Raw genomic sequence first — 22357 nt, forward strand, 5'->3', positions numbered from 1 at the left:
CAGCGCGAGTCACAGGAGCTCAGTGATGACTGATCATGTCCCGGACGACGTGGACCCGGCTGGCCGCGACCTGCGCGAGTACACCGATCAGCTGCGCCCGGATCACCCCGTCGTGCGCAACGTGCGCGGCGAGTGGGTGCTTCTGCGGCACGCGGATGTGGTGGCGGCGGCCACCGATCCCGTGACGTTCTCCAGCGCCGTCTCGGCCCATGTTCACGTCCCCAACGGGCTCGACGGCGACGCCCACCGCGCCGCCCGCGAGACCTTGGACCGCTACGTCGAGCCCGGCGCCCTGGCACCACACGAGCCGGCGTTCCGCGAGGTGGCGCGCGGCCTGTACGCCGCACTCCCCCGCGGGGTCACGGTGGACGCGGTGCGCGACATCGGCTTCCCGTTCGCAGTCCGCGCACAGAGCGCATGGCTGGGGTGGCCGGCCTCACTCGAAGACCACCTGCTGGACTGGATGGCGGCCAACCATGCGGCCACCCGGTCGGGAGACCGGTCCCGGACCGCGGAGGTGGCGGCGGAGTTCGACGCGATCATCGGCTCGGTCCTCGCCCCGCGCCGGCGCCTCGGCGACGACGCCCCGGACGACATCACCACCGCCCTCCTGCGCGACGAGATGGCGGGCCGGCCGTTCACGGACGAGGAACTGGTCTCCGTCCTGCGGAACTGGACCGGGGGCGACCTCGGCTCGATCGCGTTGTGCGTCGGGGTGGTCTTCGCGTTCCTGGCGGACCACCCGGACCTGCAGCACCGTCTGCGCTCGGGCGTCAGCGACGAGGAGATCGACGCCATCGTCGACGAGATCCTGCGCATCGACGACCCGTTCACCTCCAACCGGCGTCGCACCACCTGCCCGGTCACCATCGGCGGCGCGGAGATCCCCGCGGGCGCCGTCGTGAAACTGCACTGGACCTCCGCCAACCGGGACCGGGCCGTCTTCGGTGATCCGGACCACTTCAACCCAGAGGGCAACGCGCCGCGCAATCTGGTCTACGGCACCGGCCCGCACATGTGCCCTGGCAGGCCCCTGGCCACTGTGGAGCTGCGGATCGGGGTCCAGGAGGCATTGGCGGCCACCACCTGGATCGAGTGGGCGCCGGGCGCCCCGGCCGAGCGCGAGGTGACCCCGGTCGGCGGGTGGGCCCACGTGCCCGTTGTCCTCAACTAGCGGTCACAGCGCGGTACCGACGATAGGTTGAGTCGCGACCCGTCGAGCGGGGCGTCCCGGACCGGGAGCCGCCGCGGCAGCGGGCGACGGAGGAGGCGCGATGGCATTGCCGGAACAGCTGGCCGGGCGGCTGAGGCTGCCCGTGGTGGCGGCTCCGATGTTTCTGGTCTCCGGGCCGGAGCTCGTCGTCGCGTGCTGCAAAGCCGGGGTGCTCGGCACTTTTCCTGCGCTGAACCGCCGCTCGACCGAGGCCTTCGAGGGCTGGCTCGAGGAGATCGAACGGGCCCTCACTCCGCCGGACGCCCCGTTCGGCGTGAACCTCATCGTGCACCCCACCAACACGCGCCTCGACGCGGACCTGGCTGTCGTCGTCGAGCACCGGGTGCCGGTGGTGATCACGTCGCTCGGGGCGGTACCCGAGGTGGTGGACGCGGTGCACTCGTACGGCGGCCTGGTGTTCCATGATGTGACCACGCTGCGGCACGCGCGCAAGGCCGCTTCTGCGGACGTCGATGGGCTGGTGCTGGTGGCAGCCGGCGCCGGAGGGCATGCGGGAGCGCTCAATCCCTTCGCGCTCCTCGCCTCTGTGCGGCCCTGGTTCGACGGCGTGATCCTGCTGGCGGGGAGCCTGAGCAGCGGTGCCGACGTCGTCGCCGCGCGGGCTCTTGGCGCGGACCTGGCCTACCTGGGCACGCGGTTCCTGGCCACCCGGGAATCCCTCGCGCCGGACGACTACCGGGCGATGGTGGTGTCCGCGGAGGCCGCCGACGTCGTGTACACCCCGGCCGTGAGCGGCATTCCCGCCAACTTCCTCGCCCCCAGCCTGGCCGCCGCCGGCGTGGACCCCGAGGGGCCGCCCGCAGCGTCTGAGGACGTCAAGGCCTGGCGAGACGTGTGGTCCGCCGGACACGGCGTGGCCGGCATCACGGACGTGCCCACCGTCGCCGAACTCGTCGACCGCCTGGACGCGGACTACCGGAGCACCCTGGCCCGCCTGCAAGGAGACCATCGATGAGCACCGTGCTGCTGACCCGCGACGACGGCGTGGCCACCCTCACCCTCAACCGCCCCGAGAAGCTCAACGCGTTCACCCTGGACATGGGCCGCGAATTCGTCGACGCCCTGCGGGATGCGGACCGCGACGACGCCGTCCGCGCGATCATCGTCACCGGCTCGGGCCGCGCGTTCTGCGCCGGGATGGAGCTGAGCGAGGGCGACAACGTGTTCGGATTCGATCCGCGCATGGATCTCAGTCCTGCCGAGCTTCGCGACCGCTGGACGGAGCGCGAGGTGGTCGACGGCGCCCTCGAGCCGGGAGGAAAGCTCACGCTGGCCATCCTGGAGTGCCGCAAGCCGGTGATCGCAGCCATCAACGGCCCCGGCGTGGGCATCGGGTCCACCATGACGCTGCCGATGGATGCCCGCCTCGCTTCGACGGAGGCCCGGATGGGGTTCGTGTTCGCCCGGCTGGGCATCACGCCTGAGGCCTGCTCGACCTGGTTCCTGCCCCGCATCGTCGGGCAGTCCAGGGCCCTGGACCTGCTCTACAGCGGTGACATCATCACCGCCGGGCGGGCGCTGGAGATCGGGCTGGTCGACGCCGTGCACGAGCCCGGTGAACTCCTCTCAGCGGCCCGCGCCGTCGCTGACCGGATGACGCTTGGCCGCTCCGCGCACGCGGTCGCGATGACCCGGCAGCTGGTGTTCAGGCACCTGGCAGGAGCGAGCGTGGTCGACGCCCACCTGGCGGAGTCGCTCGCGCTGCGACACTCGGCCCACGGCGACGGCCGGGAGGGTGGGCTCGCGTTCCTGGCCAAGCGTGCGCCGCGGTTCAGCCAGCCCGCCCCGGAGGCGTTCGACCACGTCTTCCCCACCTGAGGCGGCCTCAGGCGTCGTCGTGGCGGTCCGCGTCGTCGAGGTGGCGCTCGAGTGCGGCGATGAGCTCAGGCGTCATCGCCGGGATGGGCCCGGTGTCGAAGACCCCGCCCGACAGCGCGCCCGGCTCCAGCAGGTTGTCCAGGGACTCGGCGCTGAGCAGGCCCTCGGCCAGCACGAGGTCGCGGATAGATCGCCCACCCTTCAGCGCCTCCTTGGCCAGCCGCGACGCGTGCGCGTAGCCGAGGAGAGGCATGAGGGCCGTGACCACCCCCACCGACTGGTCGACCTGCAGGCGCGTGCGCTCCGCGTTGGCGGTGATGCCGTCGACACAGTTGGTGCGCAGCGTCCGGACCGCACGCCGCAGCCACGTCGAGTTCTGGAGCAGGACGTGCGCCATCACCGGTTCGAACGCGTTGAGCTGAAGCTGGCCGGCCTCGGAGGCCATCGCCACCGTCACGTCGGATCCCGCGATGACGAACGCCACCTGGTTCACGGCCTCCGGGATCACCGGATTCACCTTTCCGGGCATGATCGAGCTGCCCGCCTGCACCGGCGGCAGCACGATCTCGGCGAACCCGGCCTGAGGGCCGGAGCTCAACAGGCGGAGATCGTTGCAGATCTTCGACAGCTTCATCGCCGAGCGCTTCATCACCGAGGAGGTGGACATGAAGACGCCGGTGTCGCTGGTGGCCTCGATGAGGTCGTCGGCCAGCACGAGGTCCTCGAAGCCGGTGATCTCGCGGAGGTGCCCGATCACGGCCGCCCCGTAGCCCGGAGGGGCGGTGATGCCGGTGCCGATGGCCGTGGCACCGAGGTTGAGCTCCATGAGCAGGGGGCGCACGTCCTCGATCCGGTCGATGTCCTCGCCGAGAGTGGTGGAGAACCCGCGGAACTCCTGCCCGAGCGTCATCGGCACCGCATCCTGCAACTGAGTGCGGCCCACCTTCAGCACTTCGCGAAACTCCCTGCCCTTGACCGCGAACGAGTGCCTGAGTAGCCGCAACTCATCGGCCAGCTTGGTCAGCGCGACCACCAGGCTCAGCTTGACGGCGCTCGGATAGGTGTCGTTGGTCGACTGCGAGCGGTTGACGTGATCGTTCGGCGAGAGGAAGGCATAGTCGCCGAAGGGCCGGCCGGCGAGCTGCAAAGCCCGGTTGGCGATGACCTCGTTGACGTTCATGTTCGTCGACGTACCGGCACCGCCCTGGATGACACCCACGACGAACTGGTCATGGAGGCGCCCCTCGATGATGTCCTGGGCGGCCCGGTCGATCAGCTGGGCGAGGTTGCCGTCGAGGACCCCGATGTCGCGGTTGGCGCGGGCGGCTGCCTGCTTCACCTGCGCGTAGGCGACCAGGAGATCCGGATAGACGCTGATCTCGCGGCGGCTGATCCGGAAGTTGTGGACGGCCCGTGCCGTGTTGATTCCCCAGTAGGCGTCGTCGGGGATCTCCATCTCCCCAAGTGAGTCGCGCTCGATCCGCACCCTGCCTCCTTCTTTCCGGCTCACGCTACCGGGCGGTTAGATGGCCGTATGGGTTTCGAACTGATCGCCTGGGTCGCACTGCGCGACCCCGCGGGGCGGGTGTTGCTGGCACGACGCGACGGCACTGACCGCGGGAACGGCCTGTGGAACCTGCCCGGTGGGCACGTCGGCGACGGCGAGCCGGCCGCCGCCGCCGCCGCGCGCGAGGCCTCCGAGGAGGTGGGGGCGCTGCTCGATCCGTCGACGCTGCGACACATCGGGATCCAGCGGTTCGACCTCCCCTACCCGTCAGGCCGCGCCAGGGGGGTCAACTTCTTCTTCGAGACCTCCGACTGGCGCGGCGACCTCGCGCCGGGTGAGGCGACCTCCGAACTGGGCTGGTTCGCGCCGCAGGCCCTGCCCCCCGACATCCTGCCCTGGCTCCCCGCCGCGATCGCGGCCCACCTGCTGGAGGGCCGCTTCTGGGTGGAGTCGGTGGGCTGAGTTCATCGCAGGGTGGCGGCGGCCTCCAGCGCCATCCACGCCTGCAGCTGGGCGGCGAGTTCGACGGTGTGGCCGACCACCGCGGTCTCCGTCGGCGAGGTGTCCTGCGGAAAGACTGTGACGTCGCCGCCGCGCCAGCCGCGGGTGCCTCGTCCGGCCCAGAGCGCGCCCCCGAAGTCCGAGGTCAGGAGCGACGCCGTCGAACGGGTGTGCTGCGGAAGGCGGGTGTCGCGGGCGGCGAGCGCCAGGTAGCGGGTCAGGATGCCGGTGAACAGTCCCCCGTCGCCGGCGCCGTGGGTGCGGAGGAGCCGGATCCCGGGATGCGTGAGGTGGGCGGCCACCGCGTCGACGTGGCGGACGGCCTCATCAAGTCGACCGAGCGCCAGCATGAGGCCCAGGACCGGGCCCTGGTTGTACGTGAACACGTGCGGCACCAGGTCGACGCGCTCCCGGGGGTGAGGGCCGGCGAGTCGAAGACCGTCGCGGAACAGCCCGGAGGCCGGGTCCGCGAGGTGTTCGTGGAGCCAGTCCAACAGGCGGGACGCCTCGTCGAGATGACCGGTCCTGGCGAGATACAGGGCGATGGGACCGGTGGCGGCCGTGTTCTTGACGTCGCGGTCCAGGCTCCAGAACGCGCCACCGCCCCAGTCGTCGGTGATGGCCGAGCGGAGTACCCGGTCCAGGCCCCGTGCGGGGCGGCCCGCACGCTGGGCGGCGAGCGCAAGCCAGGCCATGTCGTCGAAGTAGCGGTTGCGGAGGCGCCCCCCGTTCCGCAGCCGGATGCCCCGGATCTGGCTGCCGATGAGGCGCTCGTCCACCATTGACGAGCCTCGGCGCCGGGCGTCGACGAGGCAGTCGAGGAGGTGAGCCTGCCACCAGTAGTGCCACGGCCCGCTGGATCGGCCCGGGCGTGCGGTGGCGGCGAGGTACGTGAACGGGACGCCCGCCCAGCGCCCTCCGAAGAGGGCGAGGACGGAGCGGGCTGCCTCGTCGGCGCGATCCGCCGTCACGCCAGGCGCTGCAGGAACAGGGTCTCGGCCAGCGCGGCCTTGGCGAAGTCGGCCAGGTCCAGCGACTCGTCGATGCCGTGCATCCGCGACATCGGGTCCGTCACGGCCGTGACCAGCACCAGCGCGCCGGGGTTCCGGTTCGCGAACTCGGCGACGATGGGGATGGAGCCGCCGACCCCGATCTCCACGGGGGCCACGCCGAAAGCCTCGGTGAATGAGCCCAGCGCGGCGCGGGCGCGGTCGTCGTCGAGGGAGATGACACTCCCGGAGCCGTTCTGCCCATGCTCCACGACGACGCGAGCGCCCCACGGCGCGTTGGCGAGCAGGTGGGCACGGAGGGCGGCCTGGGCCTCGTCGGCGTCCTGGCCGGGGGCGAGGCGGACGCTCACCTTGGCGCGCGCGGTGGGGATGAGGGTGTTGGACGCGTCCTTGACAGGCGTGGCATCGATGGCCAGCACTGAAGCCGCGGGCCTGGTCCACATGCGGGCCGAGGCCGGGCCGTCCCCGATCCACTGCACGCCGTCGAGAATCCCGGTCTCCTCGCGCAGCCGGTCGTTGTCGTAGTCGACGGCTGGGTCCGGGTCGCTGGTCAGCCCGGCGACGGCCACGTTGCCGCGCTCGTCATGGAGGGTGGCGAGAAGGCGGCACAACGCGGTGAGCGCGTCGGGCACGACACCGCCGAACTGGCCCGAATGCAGCCCTGTGGCCAGCGTGGACACCGTGACCTCGGCGTCGACCATGCCGCGCAGGGTGGTGGTGAAGGAGGGTTCGCCGACCTTCCAGTTGACCGAGTCCGCGATGATGAAGACGTCCGCGGCAAGATCATCGACGTGGTTGTCGAGGAGCGCACCCATCGACGGCGACCCGATCTCCTCCTCACCCTCGATGAACAGCGTGACCCCCACCGGAGGCCGACCGTCGAAGGCGCGGAGCGCAGCGAGGTGCACGGCGATCCCGCCCTTGTCGTCGGCTGATCCGCGGGCGTAGAGCCGGCCGTCGCGCTCGATGGGCGAGAACGGGTCCGACGTCCACGCCGCGTCGTCCCCGGTGGGCTGTACGTCGTAGTGCGCGTAGAGCAGTACGGTGGGGGCGCCCTCGGGCGCCGGGAAGTGGCCGAACACGGCAGGCTTCCCCCCGGCGTGGAGGATGCGCACGTCCGGGCACCCGGTGTCGCGGATGAGAGTGGCGACGGCATCGGCGGCGGCGAGGATGTTGTCGTCGTGCTCGGGCATCGAGGAGACCGATGGGATGGCGATGAGTCGCTTGAGGTCGGTGAGGACGGCGGGCAGGACGTCGGTGACGCGATCGGTGAGGCTCATGCCTCCACCCTACTGAGGTGCGGAATCTGTTCCTCCAGGCTGGCCCTCGCGCCCCTTAGCACCCCGACGGCCAGCCTGGAGGAACGCTAGCCGCACGGCGGCCGTTTCAGTGCCTCACGGACGCGGTCGACCATGTCGTCCATCGTCGCAGCCGTGAAACGCAGGACTGTCCAGCCGGCGAGCGTGAGGAGGACGTCGCGCCTGCGGTCGTGGACGAACGCCTCGTGATCCTTGTGGAACTGCCAGCCGTCGAACTCGAGGGCCAACCGGTGCCCGGGGAGCGCGACGTCGATGAAGAATCGCTCCGACTCGATCATCACTTCCAGGTTCGCCTTCCACCCCGTGATCCGTGCCTTCCGCAGACGCACGTGCGCGTCGCGCTCAAGCTCGGACCAGGGCTCATCCCGGGACTCGTGGAGGAGCCGTGCGCGTGCTGCGTTGCCCGCTCTCGCCGGCATGGCGGCGAGAGCCTCCCAGAGTGACGCGAGAGTAACGGCTTCGCGTCTGAGGGCCTCGTCGATCACTGCGCCGCCCATGGTGTCCGTCAGTTCCAGGACGCTGTGTTCCGGGGTGCTGATGAACACCTCACCGTTCCATTGCCGGAGATCAGCAGGGATCTTTCTGGCTTCAAAGGCATAGCCCTGTGCCGGCCGACGCCTCGTCGAGGCCACCTGAACCTTCTCCACGGTCAACTCAGGCCACCAGCTGAGCCGCGCCGCGGTGTCCCTCACGAACGTGAGGTTCGGATCGACCGCGGCGATGGCTGCGGTGCGGATCTCAAAGGTGGCGGCCTGCTCCGGCGACGTGAACACCCCTGGGAGAACCCTTGTGATGTCGCCGCGCTTGTGCGCCCGATCGATGGCGTCACCGAGCGCTGGGTACAACTCTCTACGGATGATCGCATCGTTGTTGATGATCTCCTGCAGTTCATGCCTCACTCAGGCTTGTTCGTCAGCCGCAGCCCGTGCCTCCCGGCCGACTCTTCCGCTGTGGACAAGCACCCATGCGGACATCGTTCCTCCAGGCGGCCATCCGCGGCCCCGAAGACACCGAAGGCGCGCCTGGAGGAACGTCAGCCGCACTCCGACCTCGCAGGCGAGAGATAGTGTGGATGCATGGTGCGCCAGGACCTCGCCGACCTGATCCGGGAACGCCGGATCGAGACGGTGCCCCCTGACCCCGAGCAGGTGGCACTGCTCCGGGAGCAGTCCGCCGCGCACCTGGCCAGCTCGCGGCTGATCGGCCAGACCGACCCGGCCGGTGCCTTCTCGCTCGCCTACGACGCCATCCGCAAGCAGCTCACCGCCACACTCCTGGACCACGGCTTCCGCGCCCGGAGCGCGGGCAGCCACACCGCGACCGGTCAGGCCGCCGCCATCCTCCTCCCCCATTTCGACGCCGACGGGTTCGAATGGTTACGCACGGTGCGCATCGCCACCGAGTACGGCTCCGACAAGCACCCCACCGCGACCCTCGCGGACCTCGACCGCGCCTGGAAGTTCGCCGACGGGCTGGCCAGGCAGCTGGCTCCTAGGCCATCGCGGCTGGGATCGGCGCCGTCCATACGGATTCCGCCTCAGCCAGACCCACGGTGAACTGGTCGACGAATTCCAGTTCCGGCTCGCCCGTGACCTCGCCCAGGCGCGACGACGGCACGCCCCGCTCCGCGCACAGCGCCTCGAACTCCGCGACACTCGAGCCCGGCAGCGACACCACAGCCCTGGCCGACGACTCGGCGAACAGCGCGACGGTCGGATCGCCGTCGGGCAACGTCACGGCGAAGCCGAGCCCGTTACGGAAGGCCGATTCGGCCAGCGCGACACCCAGGCCCCCCTCGCTCAGGTCGTGCGCCGACGACAACAGCCCTCGCCGGGCCGCCTCACCCATCACGCCGGCCAGCGCTTTCTCGGCGCCGAGCGCCACCGCGGGCGGCATGCCGCCCAGGTGTCCGTCGTGCACGGCGGAGGCCCAGATCGAACCCGACAATTCCTCCCTGGTCTCGCCGAGCAGCACGATGGCGTCGCCCGAGTGGGTGAAGCCGGAGCGCAGCCTGGTGGCCACGTCGTCGATGACTCCGAGGACGCCGACGGTGGGCGTGGGCAGGATGGGGGTGGTGGCGGTCTGGTTGTACAGGGACACGTTGCCGCCGGTCACGGGCACGCCGAGCTCGCGGCACCCGTCGACGAGGCCCAGCACGGCTTCCGCGAACTGCCACATGACCTCGGGGTCCTCCGGGGAGCCGAAGTTGAGGCAGTCGGTGATGGCCACGGGCTCTGCGCCGGTCACGGCGACATTGCGGTAGGACTCGGCCAGCGACAGTTGTGCCCCGAGGTAAGGGTTGAGGTAGGTGAACCGCGAGTTGGCGTCCAGCGCGAGCGCGATGCCGAGCCCCGTCTCCTCGTCGATGCGGAGCATGCCGGAATCCTCCGGCTGGGCGAGGACGGAATTGCCGCGGACGTAGCGGTCGTACTGCTCGGTGACCCACGTCTTGTCCGCGATGTTGCCGTGGCCGAGCACCGTGACCAGCGCGGCCTTCAGACCCTCAGGCGAGTTGTCCCGCGGAAGGTCCTCGGCACGGTTGGCGTTGACCTCGTCGAGCCACTCGGGCCGGTGGTAGGGACGCTCGTAGACCGGCCCCTCGTGCGCGACCGTCTTCGGATCCACGTCGACGATCGTCTCGCCGTGCCACTGGATGATCAGCCTGTCGCCCTCGATGACCTCACCGACGACGGTGGCCTGCACGTCCCACTTGGCGCAGATCTCCATGAACTGTGCGACGTGGGCGGGTTCGACCACCGCCATCATCCGCTCCTGGGACTCGCTCATGAGGATCTCCTCCGGCGCGAGGGTGGGGTCGCGGAGGGGCACGAGGTCCAGGTTGACGAACATGCCGCCGTCGCCCGCCGAGGCCAGCTCGGAGGTGGCGCAGGAGATGCCGGCGGCGCCGAAGTCCTGCAGTCCGTTGATGATGTCCGCCTGGAACAGCTCGAGCGTGCACTCGATGAGCAGCTTCTCCATGAACGGGTCACCCACCTGGACGCTGGGCCGCTTGGCGGGGCCGGTCTCGTCGAAGGTCTCGGAGGCGAGGATGGAGGCGCCGCCGATGCCGTCACCGCCGGTGGACGCGCCGAAGAGGATCACCTGGTTGCCGACGCCGGTGGCCTTGGCGAAGTGGAGGTCCTCGTGCCGCAGCACCCCGACGCACAGCGCGTTGACCAGCGGGTTGCCGAGGTAGCTCTCGTGGAACTGCACCTCACCGCCGATGTTGGGCAGGCCGAGGCAGTTGCCGTAGCCGCCGACGCCGGCGACGACGCCCGGCAGGACGCGACGGGTGTCGTCCTCGTCGAGCGGGCCGAAACGAAGCGAGTCCATCACGCCGATGGGCCGGGCGCCCATGGCCAGGATGTCGCGCACGATGCCGCCCACGCCGGTGGCCGCGCCCTGGTAGGGCTCCACGAAGGACGGGTGGTTGTGCGACTCGGCCTTGAACGTGACCGCGTAACCGTGGCCGATGTCGACGACGCCCGCGTTGTCGCCGATGCCGGCCAGCAGCGGACCGCGGGGGGTCTCCTGGCTGAGCTCGCCGAACCTGCGCAGGTGCACCTTGGAGGACTTGTAGGAGCAGTGCTCGGACCACATGACCGAGTACATGGCCAGCTCGGCCGACGTGGGCCGCCTGCCCAGGATCCGGCGGATCTCCGCGTACTCGTCGTCCTTCACGCCCAGCGCCGCGTACGGCTGCTCGACGTCGGGGGTCTGGACTGCATGTTCAACCGTGTCTGCCACGGGGTCAATCTACCGTCGCACGCCTGCGCGTGGGCAACGCGCCGACGTTCGCGGACCGGTGGCCCTCAGACTCGGACGGAGAGGAACTGCAGCACGGACTCGAAGAACGGGCGGCCGTCGAGAGTCGGGCTGGTCAGCTCCTCGACGTTGTGCTCAGGGTGCGGCATGAGGCCGACCACGTTGCCCCGCTCGTTGGTGATGCCCGCGATGTCGTTGGCCGAGCCGTTGGGGTTGTCCAGGTAGCGGAAGACCACCTGGTCGTTGTCCTCCAGCTTGCGCAGCGTCTCGGGCGAAGCCTGGTAGTTGCCCTCGCCGTTCTTCAGCGCGATCGTGATCTCGTCGCCCTTGTCGAAGGCGCATGTCCACGTGGTGTCGATGGTCTCGACGCGCAGGCGCACGTCGCGGCAGATGAAGTGCTGGCCCACGTTGCGGATCATCGCGCCCTCCAGGAGGTGCGCCTCGCAGAGGAGCTGGAAGCCGTTGCAGATCCCGAGGACCGGCATGCCCTGGTTGGCCGCGTCGATGACCGTGCTCATCACGGGGCTGAACCGCGCGATGGCGCCGCAACGCAGGTAGTCGCCGTAGGAGAAGCCGCCGGGCAGGATGATGGCGTCCACGCCGTCGATGGAGTCCGACCCATGCCACAACGGCACGGCCTCGCTCCCCGTCAGCCGGACGGCGCGGAGCGCATCGTGGTCGTCCAGCGACCCTGGGAACGTGACGACGCCGATGCGAGGCATCAGCCGGCCACCACGTCGAACGACTCGATGACCGTGTTGGCCAGCAGCTTCTCCGCCGCCTCGCCGATCTGCGCGAGCACCTCGGGCGTGACCTCGCCGTCGACCTCGATCTCGAACCTCTTGCCCTGACGGACGGTGAGGCCGTCGAAGCCCAGCCGCCTGAGGGCGCCGGTGACGGCCTTCCCCTGCGGATCCAGGATCTCGGGCTTCGGCATGACGTTGACGACGACGCGTGGCATGGCACGGATCCTAGCCCACGGCGTCCGCGCGCGACGACGCCGGACAGCGTCAGCCCCGCGACAGTGCCACGTCGACGGCGGCGCGGATCTCGGCGTGTCCGGCGCCGAGGCGCCCCGCCTCCTCGACGAACCTCGCCGCGAGCACCGCCAACCTCTGGTCCATGGCCCCGACCGCCCCGGTCACCACGGTGCCCTGGACCCGCCGGCTCGCCACCAGCCCGTCCGCCTCGAGCTCCCGATACGTCCGCATCACGGTCCCTGGAGCCAGGCCGAGGTCTTGGGCCAGCTGCCTGACCGTCGGCAGCCTCGTCCCCGAGGCCAGGGTGCCGGTGCGGATGAGCCCGGCGAGTTGTCTCCGCATCTGCTCATACGGTGGCGTGGGATCGGCGGAGTCCACGCGCAGCGAGACGGTCATCGGGCACCGCCGTCGCGCGGCACGAGGAGGATGACGCCGGCGCCGAGGAGACCCGCGAGCGCCACGAAGGCTCCGAGGAGGCTTACCACCCCGGCTGCGGTGACGGTGGGGACTGGCGCGAGCTGCACCAGGTCCATGCCCCCGACGAGCAGGATGGCGAACGCCGCGCCGCTGACGCCGACGCCGAGGCCGGCGACGATCCCCTCCGCGGTGATCCGGCGCAGGGCGTCGTCGACCCGCACGAGTTCCGCGTCAGCGCCGTTGCGCGGACGCCGCACCGTCATGACGAGGCCGATGCCCGCCGCCACCAGCAGCAGCACGAGCGCGATGCTCACCCAGATGGTGTAGTAGCTGCCCGGGTACGGGCTCCGCAGCGAGCCGAAGACGCCCTCGGCTCCGCCGTCGCCCTGGGTCCACCAGGCCGCCACGGCACGCCCGGCGCGGCCCATGTCATCGGGCGAGGCCGCCAGTGTCGAAAAGAGAGCCGCGGTGAGGAGGAGCGCCAGCAGGCAGGCCACCCACCTGCTCAGGGCCGCCGGGAGGTAGTCGCGCAAGCGCCGGTGTTCGACCCCGGCGCTGCCCCGGACGCGCGCCGCCTTGTAGACGCTGCGCTGGCCGACGACGATGGCGCTCACGACGGCGGTAGCGGCCAGCAGCGGCGCAGCGAAGGTGTAGGGGCGCAGGTGCCCGAACGACACGGCGGCCACCGCCACCGCCGCGCCGACGACCAACCCGATCACCCGCCACCCGATGGTCGCACGACGCAGTGACCTCAGTCCGGGGTAGACCGCCTCGTCGAACGCGAGCGAACGGGCCCGCCTGCGTCCCAGGAGCAGAGCGGCGGCGAGCGCCACCAGGACGGCCAGCGGCAGCAGTACCAGCGAGAAGAGTCCTGAGGCGGCCACGGCGCCCTCCTTGTATCATGTAGGTGACACAAAACTAGCGTCCGGCGGACCTTGTGTCAACATCTTGACACAACACGATCGGAGCCCGCGGGCTACCCTGAGCGCCATGCCGTCGTCGCGCTCCGCCGTCCCACCGTTCGAGGTGATGACCGTGCTGGACCGCGTCGCGACGCTGCGCGCCGCCGGGCGAGACGTCATCTCACTCTGCGCCGGAGAACCCGCCGGCGGTGCGCCGTCGGCCGTCAACGCCGAGGCGGCCCGGCTGCATGCCGAGGGCCGACCCTTCGGCTACACCCCGGCGCTCGGGGTCCGGCCGCTGCGCGAGGCGCTGGCCGCGCACTATCGACGGTGGTACGGGGTGCACCTCTCCCCGGATCGCGTCGCGCTCACCACCGGCTCCTCCGGCGGATTCCTGCTCGCGTTCCTGGCCGCCTTCGAGGCCGGCGACCAGGTGGCGCTCGCTCGCCCCGGGTACCCCGCCTACCGCAACATCCTGAAGTCGTTGGGATGCGAGGTGGTGGACATCGACTGTGGCCCCGAGGTCAGGTTCCAGCCCACCGTCGACCTGCTGTCCGCCGCGCACCGGGAGGGGCCCCTGGCCGGGCTGATCCTCGCCTCCCCGGCCAACCCGACCGGGACCATGGTGAGCCGCGACGAGCTGGCCGCGCTCGTTGAGTGGTGTGACGCGCACGGCGTGCGGCTGATCAGCGATGAGATCTATCACGGCGTCACGTACCCCGTGGGGGGCGACCGGGGGACCTCCGCCCTCGAACTCGGCAGCGAGGCCGTCGTGGTGTCGTCGTTCAGCAAGTACTGGGGCATGACGGGCTGGCGGCTCGGCTGGCTGGTGCTGCCGGAGGACCTGGTGGGCGCCGTCGACGCGTTGGCCGGGAACCTCGCCCTGTGCCCACCCGCCCCCGCGCAGCACGCGGCACTTCGGGCGTTCGACGACGCCTCCTACGCCGAGTGCGACGCGGCCGTGGCCGACTTCGCCGCCGCCCGCGCGGTGCTGCTGGACAACGCCGGACGCCTGGCGTGGGGTGTCGCGGCGCCGGCCGACGGCGCGTTCTACTACTACGCCGACCTGGGTCCCCAGCTGGACCGGTGGGGCACCTCGGCGGCGTACGCGTCGGCACTGCTGGAGGCCACCGGTGTCGCGGTGACGCCGGGGCGCGACTTCGACGCCCGCCTCGGCGGCCGGACGGTGCGGATCAGCTTCGCGGCCGGGAGAGCGGCGATCGCCGAGGCCGTCGAGCGGATCGTCGCGTTCCAGGGCTGAGCTACCGGGAGACGGTGGGGTCCCCGTCGATCCAGAACCGCAGCGGGAAGTCCGCCGCCCTGCCCACCCCGATGCGCGGGCCGACGGCGATACCGGGTTCGCCCCCCGCACGGGGGCTGAGCAGGAGGCCTGTCGAGCCGTCGAGGGGCGCGCCCGCGTCGGCGAGCGTGATGCCCATCGCGACGGTGAGGCGCGCGGGCCCGGCCGCCAGGTCCGTGTCCCGGCGGGTGACCCCCGCCGCGGCACGCCGCGCCCGCGCGATCGCGACCCCCTCGATCACCTCACCGGCCCGGATCAGCACCCCCGTGGGTGTGCCGTCGACGGCGACCACCGCGTTGAAGCAGGTGTGCAGTCCCATGTGCCGGTACACGTAGGCGTGGCGTGGCGGGCCGAACATGGCGGCGTTGCGGGCCGATGGCCCGCGGTAGGCGTGCGAGGCCGGGTCGTAGCCGCCGCCGTAGGCCTCGACCTCGGTGATGCGCAGCGTCACCCGCTCGCCGTCACGGTCGACGGTGAGGCTGCCGCCCAGGAGCGCGCGCGCCTCGCGGGCGACGGCCTCCAGCAGCCGGACAGCACGGGCGGGCAGTTCGGGGTAGGAGGCGGCGGGCGGGACCAGTATCACTCGGGGCGCGGGGTGAGCAGGTCGACGAGCGCTGGGCCGAGCGTCGACGTCGGCATGGGGACGCCGTCGACGTGGGTGATGCTCGCAACGATCCGGCCGCTCGACAGCAGCCACGCACCCCGGCAGCGCTCCAGGTCGTAGCGGGTCAGCGTCTCCACCTCGACGTCGAGGCCGGCATCAGGCGCCTTGTCGAGCAGCTCGGCGATGGTGATGGAGCGCAGGATCCCGTGCAGCGGTGGCGTGACGAGGACGCCGTCGATGTCGAGCACCACACTGGAGGTCGGGCCCTCGAGCAGGGCACCGGACGGGGTGATGAAGATGACGTCGTCTGCGCCTTTGGCCTTGGCGTAGCGCTTGGCGGCCATGTTGACGCCGTAGGACAGGGACTTGGCGCCGGGCAGAAGCCACGGCATCGGAGCGATGTCTGCGCCCTCGAACCCGCGGTCCAGCAGCAGCACGCGCACGCCGTGGATGCGCTCGCGCTTCGTGGCGTCGTCGAGCGGGGCCGCCATCACCCAGCCGTTGGGCTCGTCGAGACCCTCGGGCCCCCGGGTCTGGATGACCCTCAGCACGGCCTCCGGCTCGGCGGCCCAGTCCCAGGCCGCGAGGATCGCGGCGACGGCCCGCCGGTAGCCGGCCTCGTCCGGCGCGGGCAGGTCCAGGAGGCGCGCGGAGGCGGCCAGGCGGTCGAGGTGCTCGTCGAGCTGATGCGCCCGGCCGAAACTGGCCAGCAGGGCGTCGAACACGCCGTCGCCGCGGACCACGCCCTGGTCGTCGGCGCGGACGATCGGGCGGCTGGGGTCGACGAGGGTGCCGTCGAGGAGGGCGAGCATGGCGATGGTCATGCCCACGAGATTACGCCCCGGCCGCGGGGGCGAACTCTCGGCCGGTGAGGCGGCGGAACGCCTCCAGGTAGCGCTCCCGGGTGGCGGCCACGACGTGGTCCGGCAGGGGCGGAGGGGGCGTGTCGGACGCCTTGTCCCAGCCCGACTCCTTGGCCAGCCAGTCCCGGACGTACTGCTTGTCGAAGCTCGGCAGGGACTCCCCCGGCTCCCACGCCGACGCGTCCCAGAACCTGGACGAGTCCGGGGTCAGGACCTCGTCGGCGAGTACGAGCGTGCCGTCGGCGCGGCGGCCGAACTCGACCTTGGTATCTGCCAGGATGATGCCGCGCCCGGCGGCGATGCGCTGCGCCCGGGCGTAGATCGCCAGCGTCAGCTCCCGTAGCTGCGCGGCCAGTTCGTCGCCGTGCAGACGGGCGATCGTGGCGAAGTCGACGTTCTCGTCGTGCTCGCCCAGCGGCGCCTTGATGGCTGGCGTGAAGATGGGTTTCGGCAGCCTGTCCCCGTCACGCAGGCCCTCCGGCAGGGGAACTCCGCACACCGTCCCCGACACCTGGTACTCGGCCCATCCGGATCCGGTGAGGTAGCCGCGGGCCACGCACTCCACCTCCACCATGTCCAACGCCTCGACGAGCGTCGCGCGACCCTCCACCGCGGCTGGCACCTCCGTCGACACCACGTGGTTGTCGACGAGGTCCGCCAGCTGGTCGAACCACCACAGGCTGAGCTGGGTGAGGATCGCACCCTTGTCCGGGATGGGGGTGCTGAGCACATGGTCATAGGCCGAGATGTTGTCCGTGGCCACCATGAGGATCCGCTCGACGCCGCCGTCGTCGACGGTGTACAGCTCGCGCACCTTGCCGGCGTGGCGGAGCGGAAGGTTGACCAGGTCTCCGTACTGAATCACGGGACCGAGCCTAGCGCCCCCGGCCCCTCCCACAGCCATACCGCCCGATCGCCGGCGGGCCGCTGCGAAGATCACGATCCGGTCACGAAACACATTGGGTCTTGACGACTCACAGGACCCCGGATACCTTTATGTCATCGATGTAAACCGACAGCGGCCGAAGCCGGCCAAAACGGCTCATCGGAGCGGGGACGGCACGGACGCCGGACCCGTTTTCAACGCTATAAATCGTGACGCGCCCCACCCGGCGCGCAAGAGGCGGAGGCTGCTGTGATTCAGCGCACATACCGGCCCGGTCGAGGAGAATGCCAGTGAAGAAGCTGCTCTACTCCCCGAAGGTCGCGCCGTACATCTTCGTGCTCCCCTTCGTCCTCACGCTGGGGATCTTCTGGGTGAGTCCGTTGATCAAGTCGTTCATCATGAGCGGCCAGGACATCATCCCCGGCTCGGTCGAGAACGTCGGCTTCGCCAACTTCGAGCGGCTGCTGGGGGACCGCCTCTTCTACGTGGCGCTCGGCAACTCGATGAAGTACATGATCTTCACGCTCTTCCTTCTGATCCCCATCCCGCTCCTGCTGGCGGTGCTGATCAACTCCAAACTGGGCAGCGACAAGTTCAAGGCCATGTTCAAGTCGGTCATGTTCGTGCCGGCGCTGACCTCCGTCGTAGTCGCCGGCATCGTCTTCCGGCTCATCTTCAGCGAATCCCCGACCGCGCTGATGAACCAGATCGTCGGGGCCTTCGGCATGGATCCGGTCAAGTGGCTCAAGGGCAGCGAGACCGGGTTCATGGCGCTGCTCACGGTGGCGAGCTGGCGCTGGACAGGCGTCAACATCCTCTACTTCCTCGCCGGGCTGCAGGCCATCCCCAACGACTACTACGAGGCGGCGGACCTGGACGGCGCGAATGCGTGGCAGAAGTTCTGGCATGTGACCGTCCCGCAGATCAAGCCCACGATCGTCTTCGTGATCACCATCAGCGTCTACGGCGGCCTGGCGATGTTCCTGGAGAGCTTCATGCTCTGGGGCGGCAACAACTCGCCGCAGAACATCGGCCTCACGATCGTCGGCTACCTCTACCGCCAGGGCATCGAGAAGAACGACCTGGGCTACGCCTCAGCTGTGGGCGTCGTGCTCCTCGTCATCGTGCTGGCCATCAACATCCCGCAGCTCATCGCCACCGGGACCTTCAAGAAGGAGGAGCGGTGAGCACCTCATCATCACAGGTGAAGCCGATCGACGCGCGGCTCACGGGCAGGAAGGCCGCGCGCGTCGGCAAGAACGGCCGGCAGCTCAGCGACGAGGGCAAGGCCCACCGCCGTCGTTCCATCGGCCGGATCGCCCTGGTCATGCTCGTGTTCCTGGGCCTGGCCGCCCTCGTCCTCATCCCGTTCTGGGCGATCTTCGTCGCCACTTTCCAGGACGGCAACATGATCGTGCGCTACGGCCTCAACCTCGGGATCGACTTCGCCAACGCCAGCTTCGACAACTGGGTCGCCCTGTTCACGGACTCCGGGAGCTACTTCCGCTGGTTCTTCAACAGCACGCTCGTCACCCTGCTGCAGGTGGGACTGACGCTGGCGATCAGCTCGTTCGTCGCCTACGGCTTCGCGATGTACGAGTTCCGCTTCAAGAGCACCCTGTTCGTCGCCGTGATCCTTCTCATGTCGGTGCCGTTCGAGATGCTCATGCTCCCGCTCTACATCCAGATCAACGACATGCAACTGCAGGACACCTACACGGCGGTGATCCTGCCGTTCCTGGCACACGCGGTGACCATCATGTTCTTCCGGCAGTACCTGCGGGGGATCCCCAAGGAGATCGTCGAGGCCGGCCGCCTCGACGGCGTCACGGAGTTCGGCATCTTCTTCCGTCTCGTTCTCCCGCTGACCAAGCCGGCGTTCGCCGCCATGGCGATCCTCAACGGCATGGGCAGCTGGAACAACTTCCTCTGGCCCCTGCTCGCCCTGCGCAGCCCGGACAAGTACACGCTCCCCATCGGCCTCAACACGCTGCTCACGCCCTACGGCAACAACTACGAGCTCCTCATCGTCGGATCGTTCTTCTCCATGATCCCGATCTTCATCCTGTTCCTCCTGTTCCAGCGGTTCTTCATCGAAGGCATGACCGCGGGAGCCGTCAAGGGCTGACCGCCCTCCCCCATCCACCCACGACTCATCGACACAGCTGCTCCACAGCACAGGTGCTGTAGACCAAGAAAGGACATTCTTCGATGACACTCAAGAAGTTCACCACTGCGGCACTTGCCGCGGGCATGGCCGCCATGGCCCTGACCGCGTGCAACACCGCCACGCCGGACACCTCGGCCGAGTCCACCGCTGAGGGCTCCGTCATCACGCAGGAAGCCGTCGAGGGCGCCACCGAACTCGAACTGTGGACGTTCGTCGAGCTCCACGCGCAGTTCTACACCGAGATGGCGGAGATCTGGAACGAGCAGAACCCGGACAAGCTCGTGCAGATCGCCGTCAACGTCCTCCCCTACGACGACATGCACAACAAGCTGCAGATCGCGCTGACCTCCGGCCAGGGCGCCCCGGACATCTCGGACATCGAGGCCGGCAAGTTCCCGCAGTTCACGCAGGGCACCCCGGCGCTGATGGACCTCACCGAAGCGGCCGCTCCCTACCGCGACGACATCGTCGAGGCCCGCCTGGACCTGTTCTCCAAGGACGACGCCCTCTACGGCTTGGACTTCCACGTCGGCGCCACCATGGCGTTCTACAACACCGAACTCCTCGAGGCCGCCGGGATCGACTACACGACGATCAAGACCTGGGACGACTACCAGGAGGCCGGAACCAAGTACTACGAGACAACCGGCAAGTACATGGGCACGGTGGACACCTCCGCCGCATGGCAGGAGGGTCTCCTCCTGGCCCAGCTCGGCGGGGAGTACTTCACCGAGGACGGCAAGGTCAACATCAACAGCCCCGAGATGATCGAGGCTCTCACCATCCTCAAGGGCCTGCAGGAGGCCAACGCCGCTGCGGTCCCCCCGGGCGGTCAGCCCGACACCGAAGAGGCCTTCGGGGCCTACAACAACGGCGACTACGCCGCTGCCGTGATGCCGTTCTGGTTCACCTCCCGCTACCTGGCCTACATGCCCGACTTCTCCGGCAAGATCGCCATCGCTCCCCCGCCCACCGTTGACGACCCCGAGGTCATCTCCGTCGGCGGCGGCGGCACCGGCACCGCAGTGATGAAGGACGGCGAGAACGCCGACCTGGCGGCCGAGTTCATCGCGTGGGCCAAGCTGGGCACCGAGGGCAACATCGCCACGTGGGACCTGCTGGGCTTCGACCCCCTGAACACCGAGGTGTGGGCGGACGAGACCATCACCCACAACCCCGACAACCCCTTCGTGCAGTACTTCCAGAACAACCCCTTCGAGCCGCTCCTGGAGATCCAGGACAGCATCGGACACCTGGAGTCCTTCACCAACGGCAACATGCCCTCGGTGAACAACCTCATCAACACCCAGACCCTCAACGACATCTTCGAAAACGATGTGCCGATCGAGGAAGCGCTCAACCAGGCGCAGTCTGACCTGCAGAACGAGCTCGGCGAGTAAGACCGCCACGCTCCATCCATCCCCTCGGAGACGGGGCGATCGGGCGCAGCCCGCACGGGCTCGCCCGATCGCCCCGTTTCCATGCCCGGCGCACGACGCCGAGCGCACACCCCCACACGTCTGAGGAAGATTCACCATGACCACCAACCGCATCACAGTGGACCCGGACTTCGTCGTCGGCCCGGTTCGGCGCCGGACCTTCGGCTCGTTCGTCGAGCACCTCGGGCGCTGCGTCTACACCGGCATCTACGAGCCCGGGCACCCCAGCGCCGACGAGGACGGCATCCGCACCGACGTCCTCGACCTCGTGCGCGAGCTGGGCGTCAGCACCGTCCGCTACCCCGGCGGCAACTTCGTCTCCGGCTACCGCTGGGAGGACGGCGTCGGCCCCGTCGACCAGCGCCCGGCCCGACTCGACCTGGCCTGGCACTCCACCGAACCCAACACCTTCGGCACCGACGAGTTCATGTCCTGGTGCAAGAAGGCCGACGTCGAGCCCATGATGGCCATCAACCTCGGCACCCGCGGCATCCAGGAGTCGCTGGACATCCTCGAGTACTGCAACGTGCCTCAGGGCTCGCACTTCGCCGATCGCCGCCGCGCCAACGGCGTGGAGGACCCGTACCGCGTGACGATGTGGTGTCTCGGCAACGAGATGGACGGCCCGTGGCAGATCGGCCACAAGACCCCCCAGGAGTACGGGCGGCTCGCCGCGGAGAGTGCACGCGCGATGCGCATGATCGATCCCGGCCTTGAGCTCGTGGCGTGCGGCTCCTCCAACACGGAGATGCCCACCTTCGGCGAATGGGAGCGCGTGGTCCTCACCGAGACCTACGACGTGGTGGACCTGATCTCCGCGCACGTCTACTACTTCGAGGATGACGGCGACCTCGGCTCGTTCCTCGCCTCGGCCGTCAACATGGACGACTTCATCGACGGCGTGGTCGCCACCGCTGACGCCGTGCGTACCGCGACGAAGCGCACCAAGCGGATCAACATCTCGTTCGACGAGTGGAACGTCTGGTACCAGCAGCGCGTCGAGTCGAAGGTGTCCGAGGGCGACGACTGGCCGGTGGCCCCCCGCCTGCTGGAGGACCGTTACAACGTGGCCGACGCCGTAGTGGTGGGCAACCTGCTCATCTCACTGCTGCGCCACACGGACCGCGTGCACTCGGCGTCGCTGGCGCAACTGGTCAACGTGATCGCGCCGATCATGACCGAGCCCGGCGGCCCGGCGTGGAAGCAGACCACGTTCCACCCGTTCGCGCTCACCTCGAAGTACGCCCGAGGATCGGTGCTCAACGTGCCGATCCACAGCGACACCTACGAGACGGCCAGGTACGGCGACGTCGCGCTGCTCGACGCGGTGGCCACGCACGACGCCGAAGCCGGCGAGGTCGCGGTGTTCGTGGTCAACCGGGGGGTCGACGGCGCGGCACCGGTCGAGGTCAACCTCAAGGCGTTCGGCGACGTGCGCCTCGTCGAGGCGGTCGAACTGTCGAACCCGGATCACACGTGGGCGGCGTCGATGGAGGACTCGACCTCGGTCGAGCCCAAGGCCATCGCGGGCGTGGCGATCGTCGACGGCGTCCTCAAGGCGGAACTGCCTGCGGTCAGCTGGGCGATGTTCCGCCTCACCGTCCCGGCTCCATGAGTGGCCCCACCGCCCATCTTCGGGTTG

General features: G+C 69.6%; 21 protein-coding genes and 1 pseudogene. 10 read left to right on the forward strand and 12 right to left on the reverse strand.

Going from position 1 to position 22357, the window contains the following annotated elements:
* Nucleotides 1-25: 25 nt before the first annotated feature.
* The 3 genes from ACX1D0_RS08540 to ACX1D0_RS08550 all read left to right on the forward strand — a co-directional run bounded on the left by ACX1D0_RS08540 (nucleotide 26) and on the right by ACX1D0_RS08550 (nucleotide 3052).
* Nucleotides 26-1174 (forward strand): cytochrome P450, encoded by a 1149-nt coding sequence (locus ACX1D0_RS08540; RefSeq protein ID WP_459017485.1) that lies wholly within the window; start codon nucleotides 26-28, stop codon nucleotides 1172-1174.
* A 100-nt stretch (nucleotides 1175-1274) separates the two neighbouring features.
* Nucleotides 1275-2189 (forward strand): NAD(P)H-dependent flavin oxidoreductase, encoded by a 915-nt coding sequence (locus ACX1D0_RS08545; protein WP_459017486.1) that lies wholly within the window; start codon nucleotides 1275-1277, stop codon nucleotides 2187-2189.
* Nucleotides 2186-3052, forward strand: a complete 867-nt coding sequence (locus ACX1D0_RS08550) for an enoyl-CoA hydratase-related protein (RefSeq protein ID WP_459017487.1) — start codon at nucleotides 2186-2188, stop codon at nucleotides 3050-3052. Before ACX1D0_RS08545 ends, ACX1D0_RS08550 begins: the two co-directional genes overlap by 4 nt.
* A 7-nt stretch (nucleotides 3053-3059) precedes the next feature.
* Here the strand turns inward: ACX1D0_RS08550 and ACX1D0_RS08555 are convergent, their stop codons facing one another.
* A complete protein-coding gene (locus ACX1D0_RS08555; protein ID WP_459017488.1) occupies nucleotides 3060-4538 on the reverse strand; it encodes an aspartate ammonia-lyase in 1479 nt (492 codons plus the stop codon).
* 48 nt (nucleotides 4539-4586) lie between these two features.
* Here ACX1D0_RS08555 and ACX1D0_RS08560 point away from each other — a divergent pair, with 48 nt between their 5' ends.
* Nucleotides 4587-5021 (forward strand): NUDIX domain-containing protein, encoded by a 435-nt coding sequence (locus ACX1D0_RS08560; RefSeq protein ID WP_459017489.1) that lies wholly within the window; start codon nucleotides 4587-4589, stop codon nucleotides 5019-5021.
* A 2-nt stretch (nucleotides 5022-5023) separates the two neighbouring features.
* Here the strand turns inward: ACX1D0_RS08560 and ACX1D0_RS08565 are convergent, their stop codons facing one another.
* From ACX1D0_RS08565 to ACX1D0_RS08575, 3 genes are all read right to left on the reverse strand, one after another.
* Nucleotides 5024-6031, reverse strand: a complete 1008-nt coding sequence (locus ACX1D0_RS08565; protein WP_459017490.1) for a glycoside hydrolase family 76 protein — start codon at nucleotides 6029-6031, stop codon at nucleotides 5024-5026.
* Nucleotides 6028-7350 (reverse strand): dipeptidase, encoded by a 1323-nt coding sequence (locus tag ACX1D0_RS08570; RefSeq protein ID WP_459017491.1) that lies wholly within the window; start codon nucleotides 7348-7350, stop codon nucleotides 6028-6030. The genes ACX1D0_RS08565 and ACX1D0_RS08570 overlap by 4 nt, the downstream gene beginning before the upstream one ends.
* A gap of 86 nt (nucleotides 7351-7436) precedes the next feature.
* Nucleotides 7437-8288: a DUF559 domain-containing protein gene (locus ACX1D0_RS08575; RefSeq protein ID WP_459017492.1), complete on the reverse strand. Its 852-nt coding sequence runs from the start codon at nucleotides 8286-8288 to the stop codon at nucleotides 7437-7439.
* 177 nt (nucleotides 8289-8465) lie between these two features.
* Between ACX1D0_RS08575 and ACX1D0_RS08580 the strand changes: the two genes are divergently transcribed.
* A complete protein-coding gene (locus ACX1D0_RS08580) occupies nucleotides 8466-8945 on the forward strand; it encodes a hypothetical protein (protein WP_459017493.1) in 480 nt (159 codons plus the stop codon).
* Here the strand turns inward: ACX1D0_RS08580 and purL are convergent.
* The 5 genes from purL to ACX1D0_RS08605 all read right to left on the reverse strand — a co-directional run bounded on the left by purL (nucleotide 8881) and on the right by ACX1D0_RS08605 (nucleotide 13435).
* The gene (purL, locus tag ACX1D0_RS08585; protein ID WP_459017494.1) at nucleotides 8881-11136 is read right to left on the reverse strand and encodes a phosphoribosylformylglycinamidine synthase subunit PurL; all 2256 of its coding nucleotides are present in this window, start codon (nucleotides 11134-11136) and stop codon (nucleotides 8881-8883) included. The two genes, ACX1D0_RS08580 and purL, sit on opposite strands and share 65 nt — an antisense overlap.
* Nucleotides 11137-11201: 65 nt before the next feature.
* Nucleotides 11202-11876, reverse strand: a complete 675-nt coding sequence (purQ, locus tag ACX1D0_RS08590) for a phosphoribosylformylglycinamidine synthase subunit PurQ (RefSeq protein ID WP_459017495.1) — start codon at nucleotides 11874-11876, stop codon at nucleotides 11202-11204.
* Nucleotides 11876-12115 carry a phosphoribosylformylglycinamidine synthase subunit PurS gene (purS, locus tag ACX1D0_RS08595; RefSeq protein WP_459017496.1) on the reverse strand — a complete coding sequence of 80 codons (240 nt, stop codon included), beginning with the start codon at nucleotides 12113-12115 and terminating at the stop codon, nucleotides 11876-11878. The genes purQ and purS overlap by 1 nt, the downstream gene beginning before the upstream one ends.
* A 49-nt stretch (nucleotides 12116-12164) precedes the next feature.
* Nucleotides 12165-12530 carry a GntR family transcriptional regulator gene (locus ACX1D0_RS08600; protein WP_459017497.1) on the reverse strand — a complete coding sequence of 122 codons (366 nt, stop codon included), beginning with the start codon at nucleotides 12528-12530 and terminating at the stop codon, nucleotides 12165-12167.
* Complete coding sequence (locus ACX1D0_RS08605) at nucleotides 12527-13435, reverse strand: hypothetical protein (RefSeq protein WP_459017498.1); 909 nt, start codon at nucleotides 13433-13435, stop codon at nucleotides 12527-12529. The genes ACX1D0_RS08600 and ACX1D0_RS08605 overlap by 4 nt, the downstream gene beginning before the upstream one ends.
* Before the next feature lie 106 nt (nucleotides 13436-13541).
* Here ACX1D0_RS08605 and ACX1D0_RS08610 point away from each other — a divergent pair, with 106 nt between their 5' ends.
* Nucleotides 13542-14714 carry a pyridoxal phosphate-dependent aminotransferase gene (locus ACX1D0_RS08610; protein ID WP_459017499.1) on the forward strand — a complete coding sequence of 391 codons (1173 nt, stop codon included), beginning with the start codon at nucleotides 13542-13544 and terminating at the stop codon, nucleotides 14712-14714.
* 1 nt (nucleotide 14715) lies between these two features.
* On the opposite strand, the gene ACX1D0_RS08615 is transcribed toward ACX1D0_RS08610, so the two are convergent.
* The 3 genes and pseudogenes from ACX1D0_RS08615 to ACX1D0_RS08625 form a co-directional block, all read right to left on the reverse strand.
* Nucleotides 14716-15336, reverse strand: coding sequence for a DNA-3-methyladenine glycosylase (locus ACX1D0_RS08615; RefSeq protein WP_459017500.1), 621 nt, complete (start codon nucleotides 15334-15336; stop codon nucleotides 14716-14718).
* Nucleotides 15333-16181 (reverse strand): aminotransferase class IV, encoded by an 849-nt coding sequence (locus ACX1D0_RS08620; protein ID WP_459017501.1) that lies wholly within the window; start codon nucleotides 16179-16181, stop codon nucleotides 15333-15335. Before ACX1D0_RS08620 ends, ACX1D0_RS08615 begins: the two co-directional genes overlap by 4 nt.
* 40 nt (nucleotides 16182-16221) lie before the next feature.
* Nucleotides 16222-17124 (reverse strand): annotated as a pseudogene (locus ACX1D0_RS08625) (phosphoribosylaminoimidazolesuccinocarboxamide synthase); the annotation flags it as partial.
* A 272-nt stretch (nucleotides 17125-17396) separates the two neighbouring features.
* On the opposite strand from ACX1D0_RS08625, the gene ACX1D0_RS08630 reads away from it, so the two are divergent.
* The 4 genes from ACX1D0_RS08630 (at nucleotide 17397) to arfA (ending at nucleotide 22330) form a co-directional block, all read left to right on the forward strand.
* Nucleotides 17397-18293 carry a carbohydrate ABC transporter permease gene (locus tag ACX1D0_RS08630; protein ID WP_459017502.1) on the forward strand — a complete coding sequence of 299 codons (897 nt, stop codon included), beginning with the start codon at nucleotides 17397-17399 and terminating at the stop codon, nucleotides 18291-18293.
* A complete protein-coding gene (locus ACX1D0_RS08635) occupies nucleotides 18290-19234 on the forward strand; it encodes a carbohydrate ABC transporter permease (protein WP_459017503.1) in 945 nt (314 codons plus the stop codon). The genes ACX1D0_RS08630 and ACX1D0_RS08635 overlap by 4 nt, the downstream gene beginning before the upstream one ends.
* 83 nt (nucleotides 19235-19317) lie before the next feature.
* Nucleotides 19318-20676, forward strand: a complete 1359-nt coding sequence (locus ACX1D0_RS08640; protein ID WP_459017504.1) for an ABC transporter substrate-binding protein — start codon at nucleotides 19318-19320, stop codon at nucleotides 20674-20676.
* A gap of 136 nt (nucleotides 20677-20812) precedes the next feature.
* Nucleotides 20813-22330: an arabinosylfuranosidase ArfA gene (gene arfA, locus ACX1D0_RS08645; RefSeq protein WP_459017505.1), complete on the forward strand. Its 1518-nt coding sequence runs from the start codon at nucleotides 20813-20815 to the stop codon at nucleotides 22328-22330.
* The last annotated feature ends 27 nt before the right edge of the window (nucleotides 22331-22357 follow it).

The organism is Tessaracoccus pujii (assembly GCF_054483895.1).